At 73.4% G+C, this 25,003-nt stretch carries 18 protein-coding genes; 9 read left to right on the top strand and 9 right to left on the bottom strand.

The features are described 5' to 3' along the window. The first annotated feature begins 10 nt into the window (after positions 1 to 10). The 4 genes from ACZ6QO_RS12020 to ACZ6QO_RS12005 are packed head-to-tail and all read left to right on the top strand — an operon-like array spanning position 11 to position 4,162. Positions 11 to 1,060, top strand: coding sequence for an ABC transporter ATP-binding protein (locus tag ACZ6QO_RS12020; RefSeq protein ID WP_465850029.1), 1,050 nt, complete (start codon positions 11 to 13; stop codon positions 1,058 to 1,060). After that, positions 1,057 to 2,058, top strand: coding sequence for an ABC transporter ATP-binding protein (locus ACZ6QO_RS12015; protein ID WP_465850028.1), 1,002 nt, complete (start codon positions 1,057 to 1,059; stop codon positions 2,056 to 2,058). Before ACZ6QO_RS12020 ends, ACZ6QO_RS12015 begins: the two co-directional genes overlap by 4 nt. A gap of 52 nt (positions 2,059 to 2,110) precedes the next feature. After that, a complete protein-coding gene (locus ACZ6QO_RS12010; protein ID WP_465850027.1) occupies positions 2,111 to 3,196 on the top strand; it encodes an ABC transporter permease in 1,086 nt (361 codons plus the stop codon). A gap of 3 nt (positions 3,197 to 3,199) precedes the next feature. Then, on the top strand, positions 3,200 to 4,162 hold the full coding sequence (locus ACZ6QO_RS12005) for an ABC transporter permease (RefSeq protein ID WP_465850025.1): 963 nt from the start codon (positions 3,200 to 3,202) through the stop codon (positions 4,160 to 4,162). 182 nt (positions 4,163 to 4,344) lie between these two features. On the opposite strand, the gene ACZ6QO_RS12000 is transcribed toward ACZ6QO_RS12005, so the two are convergent. After that, positions 4,345 to 5,331 carry an RDD family protein gene (locus tag ACZ6QO_RS12000; RefSeq protein ID WP_465850024.1) on the bottom strand — a complete coding sequence of 329 codons (987 nt, stop codon included), beginning with the start codon at positions 5,329 to 5,331 and terminating at the stop codon, positions 4,345 to 4,347. A gap of 38 nt (positions 5,332 to 5,369) precedes the next feature. Here ACZ6QO_RS12000 and ACZ6QO_RS11995 point away from each other — a divergent pair, with 38 nt between their 5' ends. From ACZ6QO_RS11995 to ACZ6QO_RS11985, 3 genes are all read left to right on the top strand, one after another. Continuing rightward, complete coding sequence (locus tag ACZ6QO_RS11995; RefSeq protein ID WP_465850022.1) at positions 5,370 to 6,359, top strand: stage II sporulation protein M; 990 nt, start codon at positions 5,370 to 5,372, stop codon at positions 6,357 to 6,359. Between the two features lie 268 nt (positions 6,360 to 6,627). Next, positions 6,628 to 7,674: a hypothetical protein gene (locus tag ACZ6QO_RS11990; RefSeq protein WP_465850020.1), complete on the top strand. Its 1,047-nt coding sequence runs from the start codon at positions 6,628 to 6,630 to the stop codon at positions 7,672 to 7,674. Positions 7,675 to 7,993: 319 nt separating this feature from the next. Continuing rightward, positions 7,994 to 9,679 (top strand): penicillin-binding transpeptidase domain-containing protein, encoded by a 1,686-nt coding sequence (locus ACZ6QO_RS11985; RefSeq protein WP_465850018.1) that lies wholly within the window; start codon positions 7,994 to 7,996, stop codon positions 9,677 to 9,679. Positions 9,680 to 9,820: 141 nt separating this feature from the next. Here ACZ6QO_RS11985 and ACZ6QO_RS11980 read toward each other — a convergent pair whose 3' ends face one another. Next, positions 9,821 to 10,279: an NUDIX domain-containing protein gene (locus ACZ6QO_RS11980; protein ID WP_465850017.1), complete on the bottom strand. Its 459-nt coding sequence runs from the start codon at positions 10,277 to 10,279 to the stop codon at positions 9,821 to 9,823. 191 nt (positions 10,280 to 10,470) lie between these two features. Between ACZ6QO_RS11980 and ACZ6QO_RS11975 the strand changes: the two genes are divergently transcribed. Continuing rightward, positions 10,471 to 11,046 carry an XdhC family protein gene (locus ACZ6QO_RS11975; RefSeq protein WP_465850015.1) on the top strand — a complete coding sequence of 192 codons (576 nt, stop codon included), beginning with the start codon at positions 10,471 to 10,473 and terminating at the stop codon, positions 11,044 to 11,046. A 110-nt stretch (positions 11,047 to 11,156) separates the two neighbouring features. Here the strand turns inward: ACZ6QO_RS11975 and ACZ6QO_RS11970 are convergent, their stop codons facing one another. Then, positions 11,157 to 11,762 (bottom strand): hypothetical protein, encoded by a 606-nt coding sequence (locus tag ACZ6QO_RS11970; protein ID WP_465850014.1) that lies wholly within the window; start codon positions 11,760 to 11,762, stop codon positions 11,157 to 11,159. Positions 11,763 to 11,927: 165 nt separating this feature from the next. Next, on the bottom strand, positions 11,928 to 14,885 hold the full coding sequence (locus tag ACZ6QO_RS11965) for an AfsR/SARP family transcriptional regulator (protein WP_465850013.1): 2,958 nt from the start codon (positions 14,883 to 14,885) through the stop codon (positions 11,928 to 11,930). 70 nt (positions 14,886 to 14,955) lie between these two features. Here ACZ6QO_RS11965 and ACZ6QO_RS11960 point away from each other — a divergent pair, with 70 nt between their 5' ends. Beyond that, a complete protein-coding gene (locus tag ACZ6QO_RS11960; protein ID WP_465850011.1) occupies positions 14,956 to 18,711 on the top strand; it encodes a WD40 repeat domain-containing serine/threonine protein kinase in 3,756 nt (1,251 codons plus the stop codon). 57 nt (positions 18,712 to 18,768) lie between these two features. Here the strand turns inward: ACZ6QO_RS11960 and ACZ6QO_RS11955 are convergent, their stop codons facing one another. From ACZ6QO_RS11955 to ACZ6QO_RS11935, 5 genes are read right to left on the bottom strand one after another with little or no spacing between them, the layout of a single operon-like run. Then, positions 18,769 to 20,217, bottom strand: coding sequence for a DUF58 domain-containing protein (locus ACZ6QO_RS11955; RefSeq protein WP_465850009.1), 1,449 nt, complete (start codon positions 20,215 to 20,217; stop codon positions 18,769 to 18,771). Next, positions 20,217 to 21,359 (bottom strand): AAA family ATPase, encoded by a 1,143-nt coding sequence (locus ACZ6QO_RS11950; protein WP_465850008.1) that lies wholly within the window; start codon positions 21,357 to 21,359, stop codon positions 20,217 to 20,219. Before ACZ6QO_RS11950 ends, ACZ6QO_RS11955 begins: the two co-directional genes overlap by 1 nt. 23 nt (positions 21,360 to 21,382) lie before the next feature. Beyond that, a complete protein-coding gene (locus ACZ6QO_RS11945; RefSeq protein WP_465850006.1) occupies positions 21,383 to 22,576 on the bottom strand; it encodes a DUF4350 domain-containing protein in 1,194 nt (397 codons plus the stop codon). Next, positions 22,573 to 23,253: a DUF4129 domain-containing protein gene (locus ACZ6QO_RS11940; protein ID WP_465850005.1), complete on the bottom strand. Its 681-nt coding sequence runs from the start codon at positions 23,251 to 23,253 to the stop codon at positions 22,573 to 22,575. Before ACZ6QO_RS11940 ends, ACZ6QO_RS11945 begins: the two co-directional genes overlap by 4 nt. Next, positions 23,250 to 24,716, bottom strand: coding sequence for a DUF7847 domain-containing protein (locus tag ACZ6QO_RS11935; RefSeq protein WP_465850004.1), 1,467 nt, complete (start codon positions 24,714 to 24,716; stop codon positions 23,250 to 23,252). Before ACZ6QO_RS11935 ends, ACZ6QO_RS11940 begins: the two co-directional genes overlap by 4 nt. Positions 24,717 to 25,003 lie beyond the last annotated feature (287 nt).

The following is a 25,003-nucleotide window of genomic DNA, read 5'->3' as shown; positions in this document are numbered from 1 at the left end:
GGACCGGTCGATGAGCCTTCTGGAAGTCACCGACCTGAGGGTCGGCTTCCCGACCGCGGACGGCCTCGTGCAGGCCGTCCGCGGGCTGTCGTTCAGCGTCGAGCAGGGGCGGACGCTGGCGATCGTCGGGGAGTCGGGGAGCGGCAAGACGGTGAGCACGCAGGCCATCCTCGGCCTGCTCCCCGAGGCCGACATCTCCGGCAGCGCCCTGTTCGAGGGCATGGACCTGCTCACGATGGACGAGGAGCGGCTGCGGCGGATCCGCGGATCGGCCATCAGCGTGATATTTCAGGATCCGCTGACCAGCCTGCACCCGCTGTACAAGGTCGGCTGGCAGATCGCGGAGCTGATCCACGTCCACGACGCGGGCGTCGGCCGCGCCGAGGCGCGGCGGCGCGCGGTGGAACTGCTGGGGCTGGTCGGCATCCCGCGCCCGGACCGCCGGGTGGACGACTACCCGCACCAGTTCTCCGGCGGCATGCGGCAGCGCGCCATGATCGCGATGGCGCTGGCGCTCAACCCCAGGCTGGTGGTCGCGGACGAGCCCACCACCGCGCTCGACGCGACCGTCCAGGCGCAGATCCTCGACCTGATCACGCGACTGCAACGCGAGTTCGACATCGCGCTGCTGCTGATCACCCACGACCTGGGCGTCGTCGCGGGCGTCGCCGACGAGGTCATGGTCATGTACGCCGGGCTCCCCGTGGAGCGCGCCGGTCGGCGGACGATGTACTACCGGCCGCATCACCCCTACACCAAGGGCCTGCTGGAGTCGCTTCCCGGCAGCACGGGGACGCGCAAGGGCCGGCTGCGGCCGATCCCCGGGCAGCCCCCGAGCATGATCGCCGTGCCGCCGGGGTGCGCCTTCCACCCGCGCTGCCGCTACACCATGCCCGTGTGCGCCGAGGAACTCCCGCCGCTCGCGCGGGTCACCGGCGACGGCGACCACGCCTCGGCCTGCTGGCTGCCGCACGAGGCCGTCGGCCTGGGCGAGGAGGCCGAGGCGGCGCGGCTGCGCGCATCGCGGGCGGAGGAGCAGGCGAGCGGAGACGTGGCATGAACCTCCTCGAAGTCGACGACCTGGTCAAGCACTTCCCCATCCACGAGGGAGCCGTGCTGCGCCGCAGGGTCGGGCAGGTGCACGCCGTCGACGGGGTCAGCCTCACCCTCGCCCCCGGCGAGACGCTCGGCCTGGTGGGCGAGACCGGATGCGGCAAGTCCACCCTGGCCCGCTGCATCGCCGGGCTGTACCCGGTCACCTCCGGCAAGGTCGTCTTCGACGGCCGGGACATCACCAACCTGTCGCGCGGGGCGATGCGGCCGTACCGCCGGGACATCCAGGTGATGTTCCAGGACCCCTACGGCTCGCTCAACCCGCGCAGGCGGGTCGGCTCGATCATCGCCGACCCGCTGGTCGTCCACGGCGTCGGCACCCCCAAGGAGCGGCGGCGCGCGGTCGGCGAGCTGATGGAGCGGGTCGGGCTGAACCCCGAGCACTACAACCGCTTCCCGGCCGAGTTCTCCGGCGGCCAGCGCCAGCGCATCGGCGTCGCCCGCGCCCTGGCGCTGAGACCCCGGCTGATCATCTGCGACGAGCCGGTGTCGGCGCTCGACGTGTCGATCCAGGCCCAGATCCTCAACCTGCTCAAGGACCTGCAGGACGACTTCGGGCTGACGTACCTGTTCATCGCGCACGACCTGTCGGTGGTCCGGCACGTCAGCGACCGCATCGCCGTGATGTACCTCGGCCGGGTCGTGGAGCTCGCCGAAGCCGACGAACTGTACGCACACCCCCGCCATCCGTACGCCGACGCGCTGCTGTCCGCCACGGCCGTCGCCGACCCCGACGCCGCCGACCGGCGCGGCCGGGTCATCCTCACCGGCGACGTGCCCTCGCCGATCGACCCGCCGCCCGGCTGCCGGTTCCACCCCCGGTGCCCGCGCGCCGGGGACGTCTGCGCGGCCCGCGAGCCTCTCCTGGAGGGCGCCGCGCACCTGACGGCCTGCCACTTCCCGATCGGCGGCGACCTGGCCAACGGCGAGAGGAGGACAAGTTGACCCGCACCCACACGAGCCGGCGGGCGGAGCCGTCCGATGGGAGGGGGACGAGGTGACCCTCACCGAGATACGCGCCGAGGCCGTGCCGGGCGGGACCATCGCCGGGCGCAGCCCCTGGGCACTGGCCTGGGCCCGCGTCCGGACCGACAAGGTGGCCCTGAGCGCGGCGGTGGTCGTGCTGCTCATGCTCGTGCTGGCCGTTGCCGCGCCGCTGATCGCCCAGTGGAGCGGCCACGGCCCCGACGACCAGTTCCGCGACGTCGGCATCACCGACCAGGGTCTGCCGGTGCCGCCCGACGGCACTTTCTGGTTCGGCACCGACCGCCTCGGCCGCGACCTGTTCATCCGCGTGCTGTACGGGGCGCGGGTGTCGCTGGTCGTCGGCGTGCTGTCCACCGGGATCGCGGCGGTGCTCGGCGTCGCGATCGGGCTGCTCGCCGGCTTCTACGGCGGCGTCGTCGACACGCTGCTGTCGCGCCTGATGGACGTCGTGCTCTCCTTCCCCTACCTGATCTTCGCGATCGCGGTCGTCTCCATCGCCGGGCCGTCGCTGACCGCCACGATCGGGGTGATCGCCTTCTACTCCTGGGCCGCGATCGCCAGGATCGTGCGCGGGCAGACGCTGTCGCTCAAGGAGCGGGAGTACGTCGAGGCGGCCAAGTCGCTCGGCGCGAGCGACGCGCGCATCATGTTCGTCGACATCCTGCCGAACCTGCTCGCCCCGGTCATCGTGCTGGTCACGCTGCTGGTGCCGGCGGCCATCGTGTTCGAGTCCACGCTGTCCTACCTCGGGCTCGGCATCGTCCCGCCCACGCCGTCCTGGGGGAACCTGCTCAGCGAGGCGCAGGGCTTCTACCGGGTGGCGTGGTGGTACCTCACCTTCCCCGCGGGGACCCTGCTGCTGGCCACGCTGGCGTTCAACCTGCTCGGCGACGGCGTGCGCGACGCCATCGACCCGCGCACGGAACGCCTGTTCAGCCGCCGCAGAGGCGTCCTGCGCGGACGCGCCCGCGGCAGACGCGCCTCCAGCGGGCGCACGTCCGGCGGACGTGCCTCTGACGGACCTGCCTCCGGGGGACGTGCCTCCGCCGGGCGTGCGTCCGGCGGGCGTACGGACGAGAACTCCACGGAGGGGTGACCGATGTTCCGCCGCTTCATCATCCGCCGCGTGCTGCTCGGCGTGGTCGTCCTGTGGCTGGTCACGCTCGGGACGTTCTTCATGTTCTTCGTGGCCCCCGGCGACCCGGCGCGCACGCTCGCCGGACGGCAGGCCACCGCGGAACAGGTCGACCTCATCCGGCGCGACCTCGGCCTGGACCAGCCCGTCCTCGTGCAGTACGGCCAGTACATGGGCCGCCTGCTGCACGGCGACCTCGGCAAGTCGTACTTCAACGGCGAGTCGGTGGGCAGGCTCGTCGCCGCCGACCTTCCGCCGACGCTGTCCCTGGTGATCGGCGGCGCGGTGCTGTGGTTCCTGGTCGGCGTCAGCGCGGGCGTGCTCAGCGCCACCCGCGCCCGCTCGCCGCTGGACCGCGGCATGACGTTCCTGGCGCTGGCCGGGGTCTCGATGCCGACGTTCGTGATCGGGCTGCTGCTGCTGTACCTGCTGTTCTTCCAGCTCACCAAGGCCGGGCTGCCGATCTTCCCGCCGGACTCCTACGTGGACTTCTCCCAGAACCCGGCCGAGTGGGCGCGGCATCTCATCCTGCCCTGGGTGACGCTCGCCACCGTCCAGGCGGCGACGTACCTGCGGCTCACGCGGGGCTCCATGCTCGACGTGCTCGGCGAGGACTACATCAGGACGGCGCGCGCCAAGGGCGTGCCCGAGCGGCGGGTCATCGTCCGGCACGGCCTGCGCTCGGCGCTGACGCCTGTGGTGTCCCAGCTCGGCGTGGACGTCGGCACGCTCATCGGCGGAGTGGTCGTCACCGAGTCGGTCTTCGGGCTCGGCGGCGTCGGCCAGGCGGTCGTCCAGGCGTTCGTGAGCGGCGACCTGCCGGTGATCATGGGCGTGGTGCTGATCACGGCGGCGGCCGTCGTCGTCGCCAACCTCCTGGTCGACGTGGCCTACGCCTTCCTGGACGCCCGCGTCAGACTCACCTGAGCCGAAGCCGCCATCGCCGGGGGCGCGTCGGGAACAAGGGGCCGTTCATGGGTATGGCCGGCGCGTCCTCTCCCTCGCGCGCCGGCCATACCCGTTCCCACGTAGCGAGCCAATGCCCCAGTGGCCCGCTGAACGTCCCATTGCCCCTTCTTGGGGCCTGTATGCGTCAGCCGGCGCGAAATCTAGACGGGCGGGAGGAAACCACCTGCCGTGGGTTGTGACCGTCCAGGTGGGACAGGGGGAGCGGCCGCACTGAACGGCACGGAAGAATGTGCGGGGACCACGGTGTGCGGCGGCCCCGGGACCGCGGCGGGCGGCGGCGCGGGGAAGGCGGCGGACGGCGGCGCGGGGAAGGCGGACGGAGCGGACGGCGAGCCTGGCACTCCGGCGAAGGGGGACGCCGACGACATCGACCGCGCCTGCCGCGCCTGGTGGATCAGCCGCTCCTGCGTGCGGCGGCGGCGCTCGGCCAGCACGGCGGCGAGATAGGCGTAGGGCGGCGCGGTGGGCGGGGGCGGCGGCGAGACGAACGACGCGAACTGCCCGGCGATGCGCACCCCCATCTCGTGGCGGACGGCGGGGGAGAGCTGGTGCCAGCGCGACAGATATTGCCGGGCGGTGGCGGCGAGTCCCTCAGGCAGCCGGGACAGCTCCAGCGTCGTGGCCCACGCGGCCAGCGGCGGCGGCATCTCCGGCGGCGGCGCCTGGCGCGGAGCCCGCTCGGAGATCACGATGGTGCCCGCGAAGACGTCGCCGAGCCGCTTGCCGCGCTCACTGATCAACGAGCTGATGAGCGCGCTCGCCCCGAAGAGCAGCCAGAACTCGATCAGCCCGGCCAGCCCGCGGAACATCGCCTGCCGGAACCGCTCAGGCCCGCCGTCGTCGCTGACGACCCGCAGCCCGAGCGCCAGCTTGCCGAGGCTGCGGCCACGGCTGAGCGTCTCGAAGATCACCGGGTAGCCGACCAGCACCAGGGCGCCCAGCAGGATCGTCAGCGCGACGGCGAAGGCCTCCTCGGTGACGACCGTGAGCATGCCGAGCAGGACGGACAGCCCGATGATGGCCGCGAACTGCAGCAGCATGTCGATGGCCAGGGCCACGGCGCGGCTCGGCAGCTGGGCCACCCGCACCTCGACGACGACGGCCTCACCGGTCACCACATCTGCCACGCCTCCACCTTATCCACCGGGCCAATAGGCTTTCGTGCGTGGACATCGACGCGTTCGTCTCCGTGCACAAGCCGACGTGGGATCGGCTCGAGACCCTGGTGCGGCACCGCGGGTCGCTGACCGGCCCGGAGGTCGACGAGCTGGTGGACCTCTACCAGCGGGTGGCGACCCACCTGTCCATCGTCAGGTCCGGCTCCGACCAGCTGCTCGTGGGCCGGTTGTCGGCGCTGGTGGCACGGGCGCGCTCGGCCGTGACGGGCGCGCACACGCCCGCCTGGCGGGAGTTCGCCCGCTTCTTCACCGTCTCCTTCCCCGTGGTGGCCTACCGCGCCCGCTGGTGGTGGGCGGGCACGACCGCCGTGTTCCTGGCGGTGTCGGTGGTGCTCGGCGTCTGGGTCGCGCGCAACCCCGACGTGCAGGCGGCGATCGCCGGGCCCGAGCAGATCAAGCAGCTCGTGGAGCACGACTTCGCCGACTACTACTCCGAGCACCCGGCGGGGGCCTTCGCCGGGCAGGTGTGGATCAACAACGCCTGGGTGTCAATGCAGGTCATCGCGATGTCCGTCCTTCTCGGGCTGCCGATTCCCTACATCCTCTGGCAGAACGCCGCGAACGTCGGCATCTCCGCCGGCCTGATGGCCTCGCGCGACCGGCTGGACATCTTCTTCGGCCTGATCACCCCGCACGGCCTGCTGGAGTTGACCGCCGTGTTCCTCGCCGCCGCCGTCGGCATGCGCCTCGGCTGGACGGCCATCGACCCAGGGCCGAGGAAGCGCGCCGAGGCGCTGGCCGAACAGGGACGCGCCGTGGTGAGCGTCGCCCTCGGCCTGGTCGTGGTGCTGCTGGTATCCGGCCTGATCGAGGCCATGGTCACGCCGTCGCCGCTGCCCACCTGGGCGCGCGTCGGCATCGGCGTGCTGGCGGAGGCGGCCTTCCTCGCCTACGTGGTGTACTTCGGACGCCGAGCCCTCCGCGCCCACGAAACCGGCGACCTGGAACGAGCCCCCGACGTAGCCCCCTCCACCTGATGGGAGCTACCGGGTCGCTTGATCGCGCGGACTCGGTGCTTGAGGGACCACTGACCGGCGCCGAAGCGGTGGGGCGTTGTACGGCGAATCCGGCGCCGCCGTACGGCGGTGAACCGTCGCACCCCGCGTACCTGGTGGGACTCGCGGACGGGGCGACCATGCGGATTGGCTGGACATCACCGCATCACCACCCCGGTTGACGGCATGCCAACTTTTCCGCCGAAAGGTGCGTCTCACTGATATGGGAATATTGCTTCGCGGTACCGCTGTGGCCGTCGCGTTCTTCGTCACCGCGGGGCCGGTCGCCGCCGAGGCCGAGGCGCCGGCCGGTCAGTGGAGTGTCGTCCACGACGACCGCCGCGACTCCTACGACGCGGTGACGGTGACGCCGGGCGGAGCGGTCTGGGTCGCCGGGACGAGGCGCACGCGTCCCGGATCGACCGGAGCCGAATCCCTTCTGCTGAAGGGCGGCGGGTCCACCTTCAAGCGTGTCACCGGGCCGGGCTTCCGGGTGAAGCGGCTGGCGTCGGCGTCCGACACCAGGGTGTGGGCGTTCGGCACGTCGCGATACGCCCGGTGGGACGGCAGGCGCTGGCAGGTCAAGCGGTGGAGCCACGGCCGGGTGGACCGGGCGTACGCCATCGGCGAGAACCTGTGGGTCATCGAGAACTCCAATGTGTTCCCGTCGGCCGGCAAGGCCGGATGGAAGGCGCGGTCCACGCTGCGGCGCCTGGTCGGGTCGGCGTGGCGCAAGGTCCCCACGCCGATCGTGGTCAAAGGACTCGACGGCAAGTGGGCGGCCGGCTCGGTGCGGGGCAGGGCCGCCATGGCCCGCTGGACCGGCACGGCCTGGCGCACGGTCGCGCTACCAGCGGTTCCCTCCGCGCACCCGGGCCAGATCTCTGAGCTGACGGACGTCGCGGTCGACGGTGAGACCGCCAGGGTGATGGCCGTCGGCTGGGTCGCCTGGCCGTGCGGCGGTGCGAAGCACACCTACTGCGGTGAGACCTTGCTGGTGTCCGGGTATCTGGGCAGCCTGACCTTCGAGGTTCGTAGCGAACCGGGCATCCAGCCGCGCGCCCAGGCGGAGCCCGACGGCAGAGGCGGGGCCTGGGTCGTCTACGACGCCGAAGGCGGAGGCAGCGAATATCTGCACATCACCGCCGACAGTGTCGAGCCGGGTGCCTTTCCGGCTCCGCCGCACGCGAAAGCGTCCGTCCGTGATATCGCCTTCCAGCCGGAGAACGGTTCCGTCTGGGCGGTCGGCGCGGCACCGTCCAACCGCGGCGGTGTGATCTGGGCCGACCGCCGCTGATTCGACCGGGCATCGAAGCCGGGATGTGAACGCAAGACAAGACAGGTTCGTTGGCCGGAGGGTTCGGGGGACGTGCTCCGGTCGATCTCGCTCCGTGGGACCGTCCAGCGCTGAAAGCGCGCAGGACGGTCGATACAGACGTGCAGGACGGTTGATACAGAGCGGTTGATGCGAGGCGGGGCGGGAGTTGGGTGGTCGGGAGGTAATGGGGATTAAGGGCCGGAAGTGGGGTGACAGCGCTGAATTTGTCGGTTGGGCGAGATATGGTTTTTGCGATCTTTTTCTGATTTGCACCCCTAGAAACCGGTGATGGAGACGCATGCGCACTCGGTGGCCACTGGTGATGGTCGCGGCGGTGCTGATGATCGTCGCTTTCGGCGTGGTAGCCATGCTCACCGCTCCCGACTCTCTGGAGGCGTCGCAGAACAGCGGACGGCGGTCCCCGTTGCCCACGCACAAGGCCGAGCTGACGCCGCCCGCCCCCGAGCCGGCGCCGGAGAACTCCGCCACGGTGGTCCCCGGCGTGCCCGACCCCCTGGGGACCACCGCGCCGTCGAACCCGGCCGTCGCCTCCACACCCACCGCCCCGGCGGCGCCCCTCTCGCAGGAGGGCCCGGACACAGTGGCGGCCCGGTATTTCACCGCCTGGCAGACGGGTGACTTCTCCGCCATGGCCGGGCTGGTGGCCGATCCTCCGGCGGACTTCGCCGACCGGCACCGGCGGTTCAGCGCCGAGCTGCGCATCGCCTCGCTCACCCTGACCCCGGGAACGCCTCGCCCCCAGGGCGCGGACGCCGCCGAGGTGCCGTTCCAGGGGACCCGCCAGGTGACCGGACTCGGCAGGTGGGACTTCGCCTCCGTGCTGCACCTGGCGCGGCGCGACGGGGCGTGGAAGGTGGTCTGGGGTCCCGAGACGCTGCACCCCTCGCTCAAGGACGGCGGCGCGCTGCGCCTGAAGGAGACCAAGGTGGCCCGGCCCGCCGCGCTCACCCGTGAGGGCAGGCCGTTCCCCGCGGACAGCAGGGCCGGGGACTACTTCCCCGGACTGGGGGCCACCGCGGTCCGCCTGGCCATCGAAGAGATCCCGTCCGGGAAGGTGCTACTGGCCACCCAGGACACCGCACCGCAGGCGACGCGGACGACCATCTCGGGGCGGGTGCAGAAGGCGGCGGCGCGGGCCCTGGACGGCGTCGGGCGGCCGGCGGCGATCGTGGCGCTGGACGCGCAGAGCGGGCAGGTGCGGGCCGTGGCCGACACGCTCGGCGGCAAGCGGGCGTTCAACGGCCTGTATCCGCCGGGGTCGTCGTTCAAGGTGGTGACCGCCGCGGCGCTGCTCCGTTCGGGACTCGCGCCGGACGCGCAGGTGGCTTGCCCGGGCAGCTACACCATCCCGAACGCACGCAGTTTCCACAACGACGGCGGCGCCGACCACGGCACCGTGACCCTGACCACGGCCTTCGCGCTCTCGTGCAACACGACCTTCGTCCGCCAGGCGTACGAGCGGCTGCGCGACGACCGGCTGCGGGCGGAGGCGGCCGACCGGTTCGGGTTCCGCGAGAAGCCGGGGCTGAGCACCTGCCGCATCCGGCCGTACGCGGACCTGAACGAGCTGGGCGCGGACGCCATCGGGCAGAACTCGGTGCAGGGTAGCCCGCTCTGCATGGCCGAGGTCGCCGCCGCGGTCGCGAGCGGCACGTGGAAGCCCGCCGTCATGACCGAGTCCCCGTCCGCCGGTTCGCCGGCCCCGGTGCCGCTGGACCAGGGCATCGTGGCCGGGCTGCGCACGATGATGGGCGCCGTCGTCACACAGGGCACCGCCGCGCGAGCCGGGCTGCCCGCCGGGACCGCCGGCAAGACCGGCACCGCCGAGGTCCAGGGCGCGTCCCCGCACGCGTGGTTCATCGGATATCGCGATTCGGTGGCCTTCGCGGTGTTCGTCCAGAACGGCGGCAGCGGCGGCGCGACGGCCGCCCCCATAGCCGCCAAGTTCCTCAAAGCCCTCTAGCGCCGCATCTGGGAAACGTCCGCCGATTTCCCCGTACAACGGCACTGCCACCTTCAGCTCACGACCCCATCAGCCCACGACCTCACCACTCCGCCAGCCCACCACTCCACCACCCGGTGCCGAACGAGCGCCCCGCGGAGGTCAGGCGTCCGCGGTGGGGAGGCCGTTGATGAGGAGGCGGTGGGGTTCCTGGAGGCCGGACGGTAGGTCTTGGGGGGCGAACCAGCCGGCCTCGATGACCTCGAAGGAGTCGAGGCTGATCGAGCCGCCCGTGAGCTCCGCCTCGAAGGCGACCTCGGCCCGCAGCCGGTAGCCGCTCTTGAGGAGCGTGAGTCCCCGCACCCGGATGTCCAGCCCGGTCTCTTCGCGGACCTCGCGAACGAGGGTGTCCTCGAAGGTCTCGGACTTCTTCGCGTAGCCGCCGGGCAGCCCCCACTGGCGGCCCTCCGGCCAGAACCGGTGCTTCACCAGCAGCACCCTGCCGTCGGCGTCGCGGACGACCCCGGTGACCCCGACCATGAACTTCGCGTGGGTGAACCACAGCACCCGCCACTGGACGGGGCGAAGTGCCCGCCAGGCCCGCACCATCAGCTTCCGCACGCCGCTCCTTCGAGGTCCCGCACGTCGCTCCTCGCTCGCCTTCCCCTGCTTTGCTCCGCAGCGTCACACGATAGGTCAGCGATCAGCGCGGTGATGGCCCCTCCGGGAGTTCGCGGTCAGGCTGTGGCGGGTGGTGGGGCGGGCCTTGGCGGGTGCTGTGCGGGGTGCGGGGCGGGTGCGAGACTGCGGCTATGGGCCACTCGCATGACGACCATGACCACGACCACGGAACGGACCCCGCCTGCGCGGTCGCGCACGGTGAGGCGGCGCCAGAGACCGCCGGCGCGTCCCAGGGGAACGAGCGGACCCTCCTCGCCGTGTTCGCCTCTCCGGTCGCCGGCCACCTGCTCCGGTACGGGGCCGACATCGGGTACAGAGGCATCCTGCTGGAGCCGGACCCCGAGCGGGCCGAGCGCGTCGCGGCCGAGGGCGTGCCCGGCGCCGAGGTGGTGAGCAAGGTGCCGTCCTGGCTGGACGGCGGCGTCGACGTGGTGCTCACCGACCACGACCGTCCTGAGCTGGGCGAGATGCTCCGCGACCTGCTCGCCTACCCCTGCCGGTGGATCGGCGTGATGGGCAGCCCTCGCCACACCGCGCCGCACGTGGCGGCGCTGGCCGCGCTCGGCGTGCCGCCCGAGGACGTCGCCCGGGTGCACCGGCCGATCGGGTTGAACATCGGCTCTCGGACGCCACCGGAGATCGCGATCTCCACGCTGGCCGGCCTGCTCGCCGACCGCAACGGCCGCCCGGGAGGCTTCGCCTTCTGACCGGCCACCGCTGTCGACGGCCGGTGCCGAAACGGCGGCAGGGCAGGTGGCCGTGGCCACCTGCCCTGCCTTCCGGGTTCCCGCTGCCGGCCCCCGCCGGCGGCTCGTCGTCAGCGGGCGTCGCAGTACTTGTTGCGGAGCGGGACGTCGTCGAAGGTGATCCCCTTGGCGAGCGTGAGCACGGGGACGCCGGAGACCAGGTACGCCGCGTTGACGCGGGTGACGAAGCATCCGCCCCGGTTCGAGGCGGCCGTGATGTGGTAGGCGGCCGAGGCGCCCTTGGTGAGGATGGCCGCCGCGCAGACCGCCATCCCCATGGGGTGGGGGATCTTGCTGCAGATCATGTAGGCGGCTCCGGTCGTGAACGTGGTGCCGGGACCCATCATGTCCTTCAGGTTCCTGGTGACCTTCTTGGACATGTACCAGGAGCAGGTGACCCATCCGCAGTTGCGCCGGACGCTCTTCAGCAGGCCGGCGGGCGCGGTTGCGGCGGCCCGGCTCGTCGCCGCGGCCGTGCCGGCCTCCGACGTCCCGGCCGTGCCGGTGCCTCTGGCCGCACCGGTGAGCGCGGGCGCGGCGGCAGGCGTGATCGTGGTGGTCCCGGGGCTCGTGGCCGCGTCGGCGGCCGGGGTGACGGCCAGTGTCACCGCCGAGCCGGCGCCCAGGAGGGCGAGGGCGGCGATACCGGTGCGCAGACGGGTGGGGATGGTGATCATGTCGGGTTCCTCTCTCGTGCCGGTGTGAGAGGAAGGTAGGTCGGCCCGTGTTGAGGAAATGTTGAGCTTCCGCTCACTCCACCACGGCCCACCGCACCCGCCCGCTCGCCCGCCGCCCGGCGAATGCCCGGTGGACGCCGCCGAGGGACCAAAGGCGCGGGTGGGTCAGCGGTGAGGGTCGCCCGCTCGGCGCAGAATGTCCAGGGCTCTGGATCGGCCGCGGTCGTCCGCGACACTTTCGAAGATCGGAAGCGCCTCGCCGGCCAGTTCCGCGGCCCGGTCCACGGTGCCCTCGGCCAGGTTGACCTCGGCGAGGGTGACCAGCGCGCCGGCGTCTAGGAGCCGGTCGCCGAGCCGGACGGCGATGCCCCGTGCCTCTTGGCCAAGGGACCTGGCCTCGGGGACGAGCCGCTGCGACATCCGCACCGAGGCCAGGTCGAGCAGTGCGTCCGCCTGCCCGTGCCGGTCGCGCAGGCTGGACAGCAGGGACACCGCCTTGGACAGGTGCGCCGCCGCCTCGTCCAGCCGGCCGGTGCGGTGCAACACGATGCCCAGCGCGCGGTGCGCCTCCGCCGCCCCTCTGCCGTCCGCTGTCGCCGCCGTGTGGCGGGCCTCCGCCGCGCCTCCGGCGTCCGTCGCCGGTTCTGGACGGTGTGCCTCCGCCGGTCCTCCGGTGTTCGCCGGACCGGTGTCGCCGCCGGAGGGCCGGCCGCCGGAGGGCGGGCCGTCGAAGGTGGTGAGGCAGGCGGTGAGGTTGCGCTCCGCGTCCGCGGGCCTGCCCTGCTCCAGCAAGACCTGGCCGAGCCGGCGCCTGGTGTGCGCGATGTCCTTGGCGGCGCCCGCGCGTAGGAACATGCTGAGCGCGAGCCGGAGCCGCTCGTGGGCGAGGTCCCATCGGTGCTCGGCCCGGTGCAGGTCGCCGAGGTCGCGCAGCGCCAGTGCCTCGGCGCGGGAGTCGCCGGCCTGGCGTGCCGCGTCCAGGGCGAGCTCGCCGATGTGGCGCCAGGCGTCGAGGAACCGGTGGCGTTCGAGGAACGGTACGAGCAGGTGGGCGAGCCGCCGGGCGCCGTCCCACAGCCTGGCCTTGTACAGGTCCTCCACGAGACCGGTGAGGAAGTCGCGCTCGGCGAGCAGCCAGGTCACGGAGTCCCGGATGTCGGTGGTGACGAAGGTCCGCGAGTGCGGGCCCGGGCGGGCCGAGCGGGGGTGGTCCGGCCGGCCGGGGAGAGGGTCGCCTGACAGGGCCTGAAGGGGGGTGGCAGGGAGCGGCTGAAGGGGGGTGGCCGCGAGGTGGTGGTCGGCCGGTCCGCCGGAGAGGAGGGGGAACCGGGATGCCTGGACTCTGGTCATGACGACGCTCAGCAGCCCGGCGAGCGTGTCGCGAACGGCGTTCTCACCGCTCTGGGCGATCAATTGCCCGCGCGCGTACAGCCGGGTCAGGTCGTGCATCCGGTAGCGGACCTGGCCGGCCACGTCGACCGTGTACGTCTCCAGCAGGCCCGCGTCGACCAGGGTCTCGGCCTCGTCGCCGAAGAGCGCGGCGACCCAGTCGGCGAAGTCGGGCGCGGAGATCGCCCCGAGCATCCGCAGCATGCGCCGGGCCTTGTCGGGCAGCCCCTGGTAGCCGATCGAGTACACGCTCCGCACGGTCTGGTCGCCAGAGTGCAGCAGGTCGAGCCGCAGGTGCTCGTCGTCGAGGAGCCCGACGAGGTGGTCCACCGTCCACGCCGGGCGCGCGGCGAGCCGGGCACCGGCGATGCGCAGGGCGATCGGCAGGCCGCCGCAGATGCGACCGAGCCTCACCGTGGCGGGGCGTTCGGCGGACGCGCGCTCGGAGCCGATCAGTTCGACCAGGACCTCCAGCGCGTCGTCGTCGCCGAGAACGTCCACGGGGAGCCGCACGGCGTCGGTGAGGCCGCCGAGTGCGGACCGGCTGGTGACGAACGTCGGGCAGGAGGTCAGCAGCGGCCGTACCTGGGCCTCGTCGGCGGCGTTGTCGAGCAGCAGCAGGAGCCGCCGGCCGGCGGTGTAAGCGCGGAACAGCCGCACGCGGTGCTCGATCGTGGCCGGCATGGCCTGTGCCGGGCAGCCGAGCCAGCGCAGGAAGTCGGAAAGGACCGCGCCGGGGTCGACCGGCCGGCCGTGGTCGCCGCGAAGGTCGGCGTAGAAGACGCCGTCGGGGAAGCGGTCGCGCCGGCGCCAGGCGGCGTGCACCGCGAGCGCCGACTTGCCCGCGCCCGCTTGGCCGTGGATGACGACCGTGGCCGGCGCGGCCGGGTCGGCGGTCAGCCGGTCGAGCCGTTCCAGCAGGTCCTGCCTGCCGGTGAAGTGGGCGACGTCGTAGGGCAGCAGCACGGGAGGCCCGGCGGAGACGTGCAGCGAGACGTCGTCGTGGAGCATCCGGTGGTACAGGAGTTGCAGCTCGGGGTCGGGCTCGAGGGCGTGCCCCTCGTCGAGCGCCTCGCGCAGCAGGGCGTACGCCTCCAGCGCCTCCACCCGGCGGCCGCTGCGGTAGAGCGCGAGCATGTACTGCCCATGGAAGCGCTGCCACATCGGATGCGATCTGGTGAGCTGCCGCAGGCCGGGGACGAGCTCGCGGTGGTGGCCGGCCTTCAGGTCGAGGTCGGCGCTCCGCTCGACGGCGAGCAGGCGGAGCTCTTCCAACTCCTCGCGGAGGGCCGCGGTCTCCACCCATCGGTGCCCGTCGGGGTCGACGTCCTCAAGGACGGGCCCCCGCCACAGGTCGAGCGCCTCGCGCAGGTGGGATCGGGCCTGGTCGTCCAGGCCATCCCGCGCGGCGCGCAGCCCTCGCTCCACGAGCCGCCGGAAACGGTGGACGTCGACCCGGTCCTCTTCGATCGCCAGCGTGTACGTGCCGGACGTGGTCGTGATCACGTCCTTGCCGACCAACTGCCGGAGCCGGCCGATGTAGCCCCGGAGCAGGGAGTCGGACCGGTCGCCGTCCTCACGCGGCCACAGCAGGTCCCGCAGCCGGGCGAGCGTCATGGGGCGCCGCGCGTTCAGGACGAAGACCGCCAGGAGGTCCCGGTGCTTGGGAGCCGTCGGGGTACGGTCCCGCGCGCCGTCCTGTACCTGTAACGGCCCCATGATCCGAAATTGCATGACACTCTCCGGGTGAGGCGCGTCAGACGTCCAGTAACCGCAAAGCCTTCATATACCACGGGAGGATCCGATGGCCCTGTCGCCGCTCACCCCCTCCGATCCGCAGCGGCTGGGCGGCTACTGGCTGGCGGGACGGCTCGGCGCGGGCGGCCAGGGAGTCGTCTACGAGGCCTACGGCGAGGAGGGAGAGCGCGTCGCGGTCAAGGTGCCCCGGCTGGACGACCCCGCCTCGCGCGCCCGGCTGGCCAAGGAGGCGGCGGCGGCCCAGCGGGTGGCGTCGTTCTGCACGGCCAGGGTGCTCGAGGCGAGGACCGACGTCTCCGCGCCCTTCATCGTCAGCGAGTACGTTCCCGGGCCGAACCTGCGCCAGGTGATCGACCGGACAGGCCCGTACGAAGGGGATCTGCTGCTGCGGCTCGCCATCGGTGTCGCCACGGCGCTCACGGCCATCCACCAGGTCGGGATCGTCCATCGCGACCTCAAACCGGACAACATCATCCTCGGCCCCGACGGGCCCCGAGTGATCGACTTCGGGGTGGCCCGGCAGCTCGGGGCCCCGGGAACGACCACCGGTCCGATCATGGGCACGCCGAACTACATGGCTCCCGAGCTCTTCGCCGGGCGCGAGGCCTCGGACGCCGCCGACATCTGGGCCTTCGGGTTGACCGTCCTGTTCGCCGCGACCGGCCACGACGCCGTCCCCGAGCGGGATCCGTTCGCCGTCGTCACGAAGGTGCTGGACTTCCGGCCCGACGTCGGCGTCCTGGCCGAGCCGCTCAGGAGCGCGGTGGCAGGCGCGCTGGTGCGCGAGGCGGAGGCGCGGCCCTCGGCGCGTGCTCTCCTGCTGACCCTGCTGGGTGGCATGGGCGTCACGTCCGGTACGGGCGGCCCGTCCGGCTCGGGGGACGCGGGTGGCGGTGCCCGGCCCGCCTCTGGGAGGGACGGGGCGGCAGACGGCCCGGACGGGGACCCACTGCTCGCGGACGGTGGTGTCGTCGCGGCCGGGGTGCGGCCACCGGACGCCGCGTCCGCCGCCGCGCCGGACCTCGGGACGCTCGCCGAGGAGCTCTACCAGGAGCTCTCCGAGGGAGAGCGCGCCGTCGCGCCGGAGGTGTTCCTGCGGATGGTCGGCGCCTCGGAGGACGGCCAGGAGACGATCAGGCACGTCCCGCGCGAGGAACTGCTCGGCGTCTCCGGCGACGGCCCGGCCGCGTCGCTGCTCGGCGTGTACGGCGCCGCCGGGCTCGTCGTCGAGACCGGTACCGCGTTCACGCTGGCCCACCCGGCGCTGATCCAGGCATGGCCGAGGCTGCGTGAGTGGGTGGCAGAAGACCGCGACGGCCTGCCCGTCCACCGGCGGCTCACCGAGGCCGCCCGGGCCTGGGACCGCCTCGGCCGCAAACCCGGCGACCTGCTGCACGGGTCCAGCTTGGACCGGGCGCTCCGCTGGGCGGCGGCCGAACGCCGGCACGTCACGCTGATCCCGCTGGAAAGCGAGTACCTGGAGGCCGCCGCGACCCTGGCCAGGCGGACGTCCCGGCGTCGCGGCATGCTCGCGGCGGCGCTCGCCGTCCTGCTCGTCCTCGCGCTCGCGGGCGGCGGCCTCGCCGAGTACCTGCGCCGCGTCGCCAACCGCGAGCGCGACGACGCGAGCGCCCGATCGCTCGCCCTGCGCGCCGCCGACCTGCGGCAACGCGATCCGCGGCTGGCGATGCTCATGAGCGTGGCGGCCTTCCGGCTCGCTCCGGGACTACCCCAGTCAATCGGCGCCCTGCACGACTCGCGGTCCCAATTCGTGATCGACTCTTTCACCGACCCCGACGTCACCGCCGGGACGGTGTACGCGTGCGGTCCCGGCGGGCGCACGCTGGTGGCCGTCCGCGCCGGTCAGGTGACGGTCTGGGACGTGCGCGCCCACAGGGTGGCCCGCCGCTTCTCCGGCGTCGGCACGTCGGTGGTGAAGGCGGCGCTGCGTCCCGACGGGAAGGTCCTGGCGCTGCAGGACGACGGCGGCGTGCGCCTGTGGGACCTCGCCACTGGTACGGCGATCGGGGACCGCTTCGCCGCCGGAGCGCCCCCCACGCACGGCGCCTCTCTGCGGTTCGATCCCACCGGGCGCCTGCTCGCCGTACCCGAGGACCGCGACCCCACCGTGGCGGTGGGGTGGTGGGACCTCACGCGGCACGAGAAGATCCGCACCGGTTCGGGCGCGGGCGTGGACGCCGTGAACGCCGACGGCACTCTGGGGGTCGTCCATTCGACCGGCACGGGCCGGGCGGAGCTGTGGGACCTGAAGGCGGGACGCCGCATCCCGGCGGACTGGCTCCCCAGGAAGAAGAACGTCAAGGACGTCCGGTTCACTCAGGACGGCCGTGCGCTGGCCGTCACCGCGAGCCTCCCCGCGCTGGGTGGCGGCGTGAAGCTGCTGCTGCGCCAGGCGCGCTCGGGCGCCCCGCTGAAGGCCGACGGCGCCGGGCCGGTGGGCGACGACATCGCCTTCGGGTACGGCGACCGCTTCGCGGCGTTGTGGGGGCCTCGCGACCTGCTCGTCCTGCGGCTCGCGGACGGTCAGATCGTCGCGCAGCGGAAGCTGAACGTGGAGATCGGTGACCTGTGGTTCGACGAGGCCGATCACGCTCTGCGGGTGCTGTCGTCCTTCGGCGCGGTGACCACGCTGGACATGGCACCGCTGCTCGACCGGCCGGTGGTGCCCGGGTCGAATGAGGGCGGCAAGGCCCTGCTCGGGCCGGGAGGCCGGGTGCTGGCCCTGTACGACGGCGACGCCGTACGGCTGTGGGACGTTCGCGCCGGCCGCACGCTCGGCCGCCCTGTCAGGCTGGAGAACCCGTCGTATTCGCTTCCCGCCCTGGCCTTCGGCCGGGACGGCAGGCTGGCCATCGGAGGATTCGTCCACCTCGGCGCGCCCAGCGCCCCCGAGACGGCCAAGGTCTCCAAAACGCCCACAGGTCCCACAGAGTTCTCCGGTGCTCGTCGCCCCGTCGGCACGGCCTCCGCGGCGGCGCGGCCCGGCGTGGTGATCGTGGACACCTCCGACGGGTCCGTGACCACCACCTTCCCGGTGGCGGACCGCGAGGCCCAGGGCGTCTCCGGTCTGGCGTTCAGCCCGGACGGCGCCACGCTCGCGGTCGCGCCGGACCACCTGGGACCCGCCGGGCCGCTCGAGCTGTGGGACCTGCGCCGCAGGCGGGCCGTCGTCGTGCCAGAGGCGACAGGATCGGCGCACATGGCCTACCGCCCGGATGGAAAGTTGCTGGTGGCGGCGGTCGACGCCGAGCTCTCGCTCGTCGATCCGGCCAAGCGCACCCCGCTCTCGCGGCCCGGCGGGACGGGAAGCCTGGCGTCCGGGCCGTACGCGTTCAGCCCGGACGGTCGTCGCGTCGCCATAGCCGCGGAGACGGCCCGGCTGTCGGTCTGGGACGCGGGCTTCCGCGCGCCTACCGGGCAGGCGTTCCCGGAGGAGAGCGAAGGCGCGATCGCGACCGCCGTGTGGTCCCCCGACGGCCGCACGATCGCCACGTACGGGTCAGGTGACAGGGTGAGGCTGTGGGACGTGTCCAGCCGCCTGCCGCTGGGACTGGTCTCCGACGGTCTCACCGAAGAGGGCTTCGGAGGGCAGGCGTCGCTGGCCTTCGGCGAGGACGGCCGCACGCTCGTCACCGCCACGCCCGACGGGGTGGTCAGGAGGCATCCCCTCGACGGCGACCGGATCGCGTCGGAGGTCTGCGCCCGGGCCGGGGGCAGGCCCGCGCCGCAGGAGTGGCGGCGCCAGGTCAGCGAGGTCGGCTACACCGACGTGTGCGGCTGAGCCCGCGCCCTGGGCGATCCGACACCCCTCGGGCTCGGTCCGCCGCCGCGGCCGCTGTCAGAGGCGGCCGGCGGCCTTGAGGGAGAGGTAGGCGTCGGCGAGGGCGGGAGCGAGGTCGTCGGGGGTTGCGTCGACCACTTCGCAGCCCTGGCGGCGCAGCATGGCGGTGAGCCGGGCGCGCTGGCCGCGCAGGTGCTCGGCCGCCGCCGCGTCGTACACCAGTTCGGCCGTGCCGCGCCCGGCCGCCATCTCGGCGACGCGCGGGTCGGCGACCGCCGCGACCAGCACCAGGTGGCGCGAGGCCAGCTGCGGGAGCACCGGCAGCAGGCCCTCGTCCATGGCCGCCGGGTTGAGGTCGGTCAGCAGGACGACCAGGCAGCGCCGCTTGGCGCGCGACAGCACGGCCGCCACCATGCTCGCCGAATCGGCCTCCACCAGCTCGGCCTCGATGGGGGCCATCACGTTGACCAGGGTGGCCAGCGAGTCGGTGCGGGAGGCGCCCGACGTCCATGCCCGCACGGTGCGGTCGTGGGCGAGGAAGTCGACGCGGTCGCCGGCCCGGGTCGCGAGCGCGGCCAGCAGCAGCGCCGCGTCCATCGACCAGTCGAGGCGGGGCCACCCCGGGTCACCGCGCATCCCGGAGGACGCCGCGTGGCCCGCATCCCCCTGAGGCCGTGCCGGGGCGCGGTCGTCGGAGCGGCGGCCACTCGGGGCGCGGTCGTCGGACCGGCGGCCATTCGGGGGGCCGCTGTTCGCCGTGGGGAGTGGTGAGACGCCCACGCGGCCGGCGGACGTGCGGCCGGTGTCCAGGACGATCAGCACCCGCCGGTCGCGTTCGGGGCGCCAGGTGCGCACGACGACGTCCGAACGGCGCGCCGTGGCACGCCAGTCGATCGAACGCACGTCGTCGCCGGGGACGTACTCGCGCAGGGAGTCGAACTCGGTGCCCTGGCCGCGCACCAGCGCGGGATGCTGCCCTTCCAGCTCGCGCAGCTTGGACAGCTTCGCGGGCAGGTGCTTGCGGCTGAGGAAGGGAGGCAGCACGCGCACCGACCACGGCACCTTGTGCGAGCCCTGGCGCGCGGCGACGCCGAGCGGGCCGAGCGAGCGCACCGTCACCGTGACGGCCTCCCGGTCGCCGCGCCGTGCGGGCGTCAGCGTCGTCGTCAGACGGCGCCGCTCACCGGCGGGAACGTCCACGCGCAGATGACGGGGCGCGGCCCCGGCCGACGGCGGCCACGCGTCCCGCAGCGTGCCCCGGACGCGGCGGCGGCCCGGGTTCTCCACGATGAGCTCCACGGTCACCGACTCGCCCAGCCGTACGAGGCGCTCGCCGCCGCGGCGGAAGCGCAGCGGGCGGACGCTCCCCGCGAGCAGCAGGTCCACCGTGACCAGCGCGGCGAGCACCAGCAGCAGCCCGAGCACGGCGTAGCCGGGCCGGGGCGCGAAGATCACGCCGACGGCGGCGAGCGCAGCGATGAGCCCGGCGCGGCCGGTGAGCGCCATCAGCGGGGGACCGGGACCGACGCCAGGACGCCGTCGAGCAGGCCGTCCGGCGTCGCCCCCTCCAGCTCGGCCTCCGGGCGCAGCTGCACGCGGTGCCGCAGCGCGGGCTTGGCCAGCGCCTTCACGTCGTCCGGCGTGACGTACGAGCGTCCGGACAGCCAGGCCCACGCGCGGGACGCGGCCAGCAACGCCGTGGCGCCGCGCGGGGACACGCCGAGCTGCAGCGACGGCGACATGCGCGTCGCCCGCGCGAGGTCGACGATGTACCCGAGGACCTCGGGCGCGACGTGCAGTTTGGCGACCTCGGCGCGTCCCGCGGCCAGGTCGGCTGCGGAGGCCACCTGCTTGACGTGCGAGAGGTCCTTGGGGTCGAAGCCGAGCGCGTGCCGTTCGAGCACCGCGATCTCCTGGTCGCGGGGCGGCAGCGGCACGGTGAGCTTGAGCAGGAACCGGTCGAGCTGCGCCTCGGGAAGCTGGTAGGTGCCCTCGTACTCGATGGGGTTCTGCGTGGCGACCACCACGAACGGGTCGGGCAGCGGCATCGGCGAGCCGTCGACGCTGACCTGCCGCTCCTCCATGGCCTCCAGCAGCGCGGCCTGGGTCTTCGGCGGCGTCCGGTTGATCTCGTCGGCGAGCAGCAGGTTGGTGAAGATCGGCCCTTCGCGGAAGGCGAACTCCGCCGTTTTGGCGTCGTAGACGAGCGAGCCGGTGACGTCGCCCGGCATGAGGTCCGGGGTGAACTGCACCCGCTTGGAGCCGAGGGCCAGCGTGGCGGACAGCGTGCGCACCAGGAGCGTCTTGGCGACGCCCGGTACGCCTTCCAGCAGCACGTGACCCCGGCACAGCAGGGCGATGACCAGGCCGGTGACCACGGCGTCCTGCCCCACCACCGCCTTGCCCACCTCGGCGCGCAACGCGCCGAGCGCCTCCCTGGCCTGGTCGCCGGGGCCGCGCGCGTGCGCGCCGACGGGCCGCGTGAGCTCGCCGCCGCCGTCGTGCGCGGGCTGACCGCCGACCGGCCCTGACGGGGCGGACGCGCCCGGAGCGGACGGGGCCGGCGGCGCGGACGTGGCCGGAGCGTTCGCGGGAGCGGACGTGGCGGGAGGCGTCGCGGGCCAGGGGTGACCGGGGGGTCCGCTCATTGGGGCTCCGGGCGGAGGTGTGGTCACTGCTCTCGTACCTGCCTTTCCAGGGTGTCGAGGTGGCCCGCCAAGGCGATGAGCCCGGCGTCGTCGGTCGGTACCGGGCCGTACATCACTGAACCGACCCAGACCGCATCTTGCCCGGTTCGCAGCGCGGTCGCGGCGACGATCTCGCCCGGCGTCGCCTCCGCGGACAGCCCGAGCCGCGGGACGAGCCGCGAGACGCACGCGGCGCGCAGCGTGGCCGACGCGCGGTCGCGGGCATGGCGGGCGCGGTAGAGGCGGCCGCGGCCCTCGACGGTCTCGGCCGCGCGGACGACCACCGGCAGCCGCTCGACCACGACGGGCCCGAGGCGGCGGCCCCGCCAGAACGCCACCACCGCGAGCGCGACGCCGAGCTGCACCACCGCCCAGGGGACGCCCTCCGGGATGAGGTCGGCGGCGCTCGCCTTCCCGGACCCGGGGACGACCTGCGGCAGGTCGGGCGCGACCAGCCAGATGAGCACGGGCTGGGCCCCCGCGAGGTTGATCGCCAGCGCGGCGTTGCCGTCCTCGGCGAGCCGCTGGTTGGTCATGAGCGAGTCGTCCCCGAGCACGGTCACCGAACGGGTGCCCGGCGAGTGCACCAGGCTCGCGCCGTCGTCGCCGGTGTAACAGCCGATCGACCAGGGCGGCACGGTGAACAGCGTGCCGCCCAGGTAGGCGCTGCCCGCCCGGACGGCGGCGGGGAACGCGCACCGGGGCTCGCGGGAACGCGTCGCGGCGTCGCCCGCGCGGCTCACGCCGGGGGCCAGCTCGGAGAGGCCCTCCACCGCGCCCAAGATGAGCCGGTGCGCCTGGGTGCGCGACAGCCGCGAGATGTCGTCGCCGGTCAGGAACGAGGTGTCCGACACCAGGATCCTGCTGCCGGGGCCGTCCAGCCGCACGACCTCGTCCACGGTGGACACCCGCTCGACCCGCACGCCGCGCCCGCGCAGGATCTGGGCGAGCGCCTTGCCGCCGGTCAGCGACGTGTCGGCGGGGTCGAGCCTGCGGCCCTCCGTCGAGGTGCCGGTGAACAGCGCGGCGACGGCGGCGACCAGCACCACGAGGACGCCGAGCAGCACCATGCCGCGGCCGCTGCGCCACATGCCGCGCGCCGTGGGCGAGGTGGAGGCGGAGGTGGCGCCGCCGGCTCCGGGTGGCGCGGCGTCCCGCTCGGGCGCGGCGAGGGTCATGACGCCCCCGCGGCGGCCACGGCGGCGGGACGGACCGCCGCGACGCCGGCGTCGAGGTCGGACATCGACCGGTACCCCTCGGCGGTGCCGGGCGCCTGGCCGTAGGTGACGTCGTCGAACAGCCGGGCGGCGGCGGCCAGCGCGGGCGCGAGGGAGGGAAGTTCGCGTCCGGCCGACGCGGCCAGCTCGTCTGCCGTGCGTCCCGGCTGCGGCGCCACGATGGCCCGGTCCTCCAGGTCGCGCGCGATCGCGCGCAGCCGCTCTTGGATGGCCTCGGCCCAGCGCGACTCGCCGGCGAGGCGCTCGGCCTCGGCGCGGTGCTCCTCGGCGGTGCGCGCCTTGGGCCCGAACATGCCCTCGGCCGCCGCGCGGCGGGCGCCGGTGGCCTTGCGGGCCTGCCAGACGATGAGGACGACGAGCGCGGCGACGACGAGGAGGACGACGATCAGCGCCAGGACGCCACCCGGCACCCCGCCGGGCGCGCTGTCGATCAGCTTGTCGATGAACTCCTGGAACATCCGGTAGAGACGCTCGAACAGCGACTCCTGCTGGTATTCGGGCTTGATGAGCTCTTCGATGGCCCTGCGCCGGGCCTCCTCGCGCCCGATGTCGTCCAGCGCCACCGCCGTGACCCCCGCACCGGTCGCCACCGCGCCGAAGCCCGCGGCGGCGGTCACGGCGCCATGCCGTGGCCGGGGACGTTCGGACCGGCGCCGCCGGCGGCGTGCGAGGGGTGCCACAGCTCGTCGGCGGTGGACGGCACCCAGCCCAGGCGCTGCTGCTCGATCGCGGCGGTCTGCAGCACCAGGTCGAACGCCTCGGCGCGCATGCGCAGGTCGGTGTACAGCAGGCCGTTGACGCCCGCCTGGATGGGATAGGTGATCATCGAGCTCAGGATGCCGCCGACCGTGAGCAGGATCGTGGTGATCACGGCGGCCACGACGCTTCCCTGCCCGCCGAACGACACGACGAGGCTGATGACGGTGACCGGCAACGACAGGATGTAGCCCAGCATGCCGGCCAGCAGCTGGGTCAGCAGCAGGATGCCCAGCACGCGCCAGAAGCCCGTGCCGACCAGCCGCCACGACCGTCGCATCGCGTCGATGACGGAGCGCCGCTCCAGCACGATCGTCGCCGACGCCAGGGAGAAGCGCGCGTTGAGCGCGAGGATGTAGGCGACGTAGGCGGCGAGGAGCAGCAGCGACACGGCGATCGTGAGGACGACGTCCGAGGCGGCGCTCGCGACGAACACCACGAGGAGCACCAGCACGACGAGCGGCAGCAACGCGAGCAGGCCGGTGAGCAGGGCGACGCCGAACAGCGCGGGAAGGCGCGACCGGGTGAGCCGCCAGGCCTCGCCGATGGTGATGCGGCCGCCGAAGACCGCCCTTCCGAGCACCCGGGTCAGGATGCCGGTCAGCACGGTGACCAGCACGAACTGAATGACCACCGTCAGCAGCGCGCCGCCGAGCTGGGCGATGAGCCCGCCCATCGGCAGCTCGTCACCCTGGCTGACGGCGTCGGGGTCGGTGATGAGCCCGCCGATGGAGTTGTAGTAGGCCGACTGCCCGATCGCCAGCGGCAGCGTGCCGATGGCGGCGGCGATCGCCGACAGGCCGAGCGTGGCCTTGGGGTTCGACCGGATCAGCTTGATCGTGCCGTCCAGGATGTCGCCGAGCGCCAGCGGGCGGAGCGGGATGATGCCGGGGCGCATGGCCTGCGGCGGCGGCCGGAAGCCGTACGGCCCGCCGTACCCGGGCGGCGGCTGCCCGTAGGGGGCGTGCCCGCCGTACGGCCCGGACGGGCCCTGACCGTACGGTCCGGACGGGTTCTGGTCGTACGGCCCGGACGGGCCCTGCGCGTACGGCTGCCCCTGGGAGGACGGCGGCGCGTACGGCGCCTGCCCCTGCCCATGCGCCTGCGGAGAGGGAGGAGCGTACGGCTGCCCGTCCTGCCGCGGCGGGGCGTCCTGCCCGGCGGGCGGCGCCGCGGCCGGGCCTGAGGGGGCCTCGTCGGCGGGCGGGTTCGGCGCGCCAGGGGCGGTCCACGACGTCTGCTCCGGGGGGACGTACGGCGGAGGCTGATTCTGCGCCCAACCTTGGGGCGGCATGCCGGGCGCGGAGCCGGGACCGTCTGACATATCCCAATCCTGGCATGTCGCACGCACCCGCGTGGTGCCAGGCCGAGCGATCGGCCGCCCGGATGGCCGAATACGACCTGTTTGGCGCAGACTTGTGTGCGACGCCCGTCGGGTGCCCGCCACGCCACGCCACGAGCCCATCGAGCCAGATCATTGGCGGGTTCCGTAACGTGCGCCTAAAATTCGGACCTCGGCGGGGCTATTGTTCGGTCGTTTATCACCCAGGGGTAGGTCACAGGTAGCCTTCGGTCGGTCGTACGGCTTTCGCCTCCACCTCCATACTGCGC

It is taken from the genome of Sphaerisporangium sp. NPDC049457 (assembly GCF_055586705.1).
This window is presented reverse-complemented; position numbering and strand designations above follow the sequence as displayed.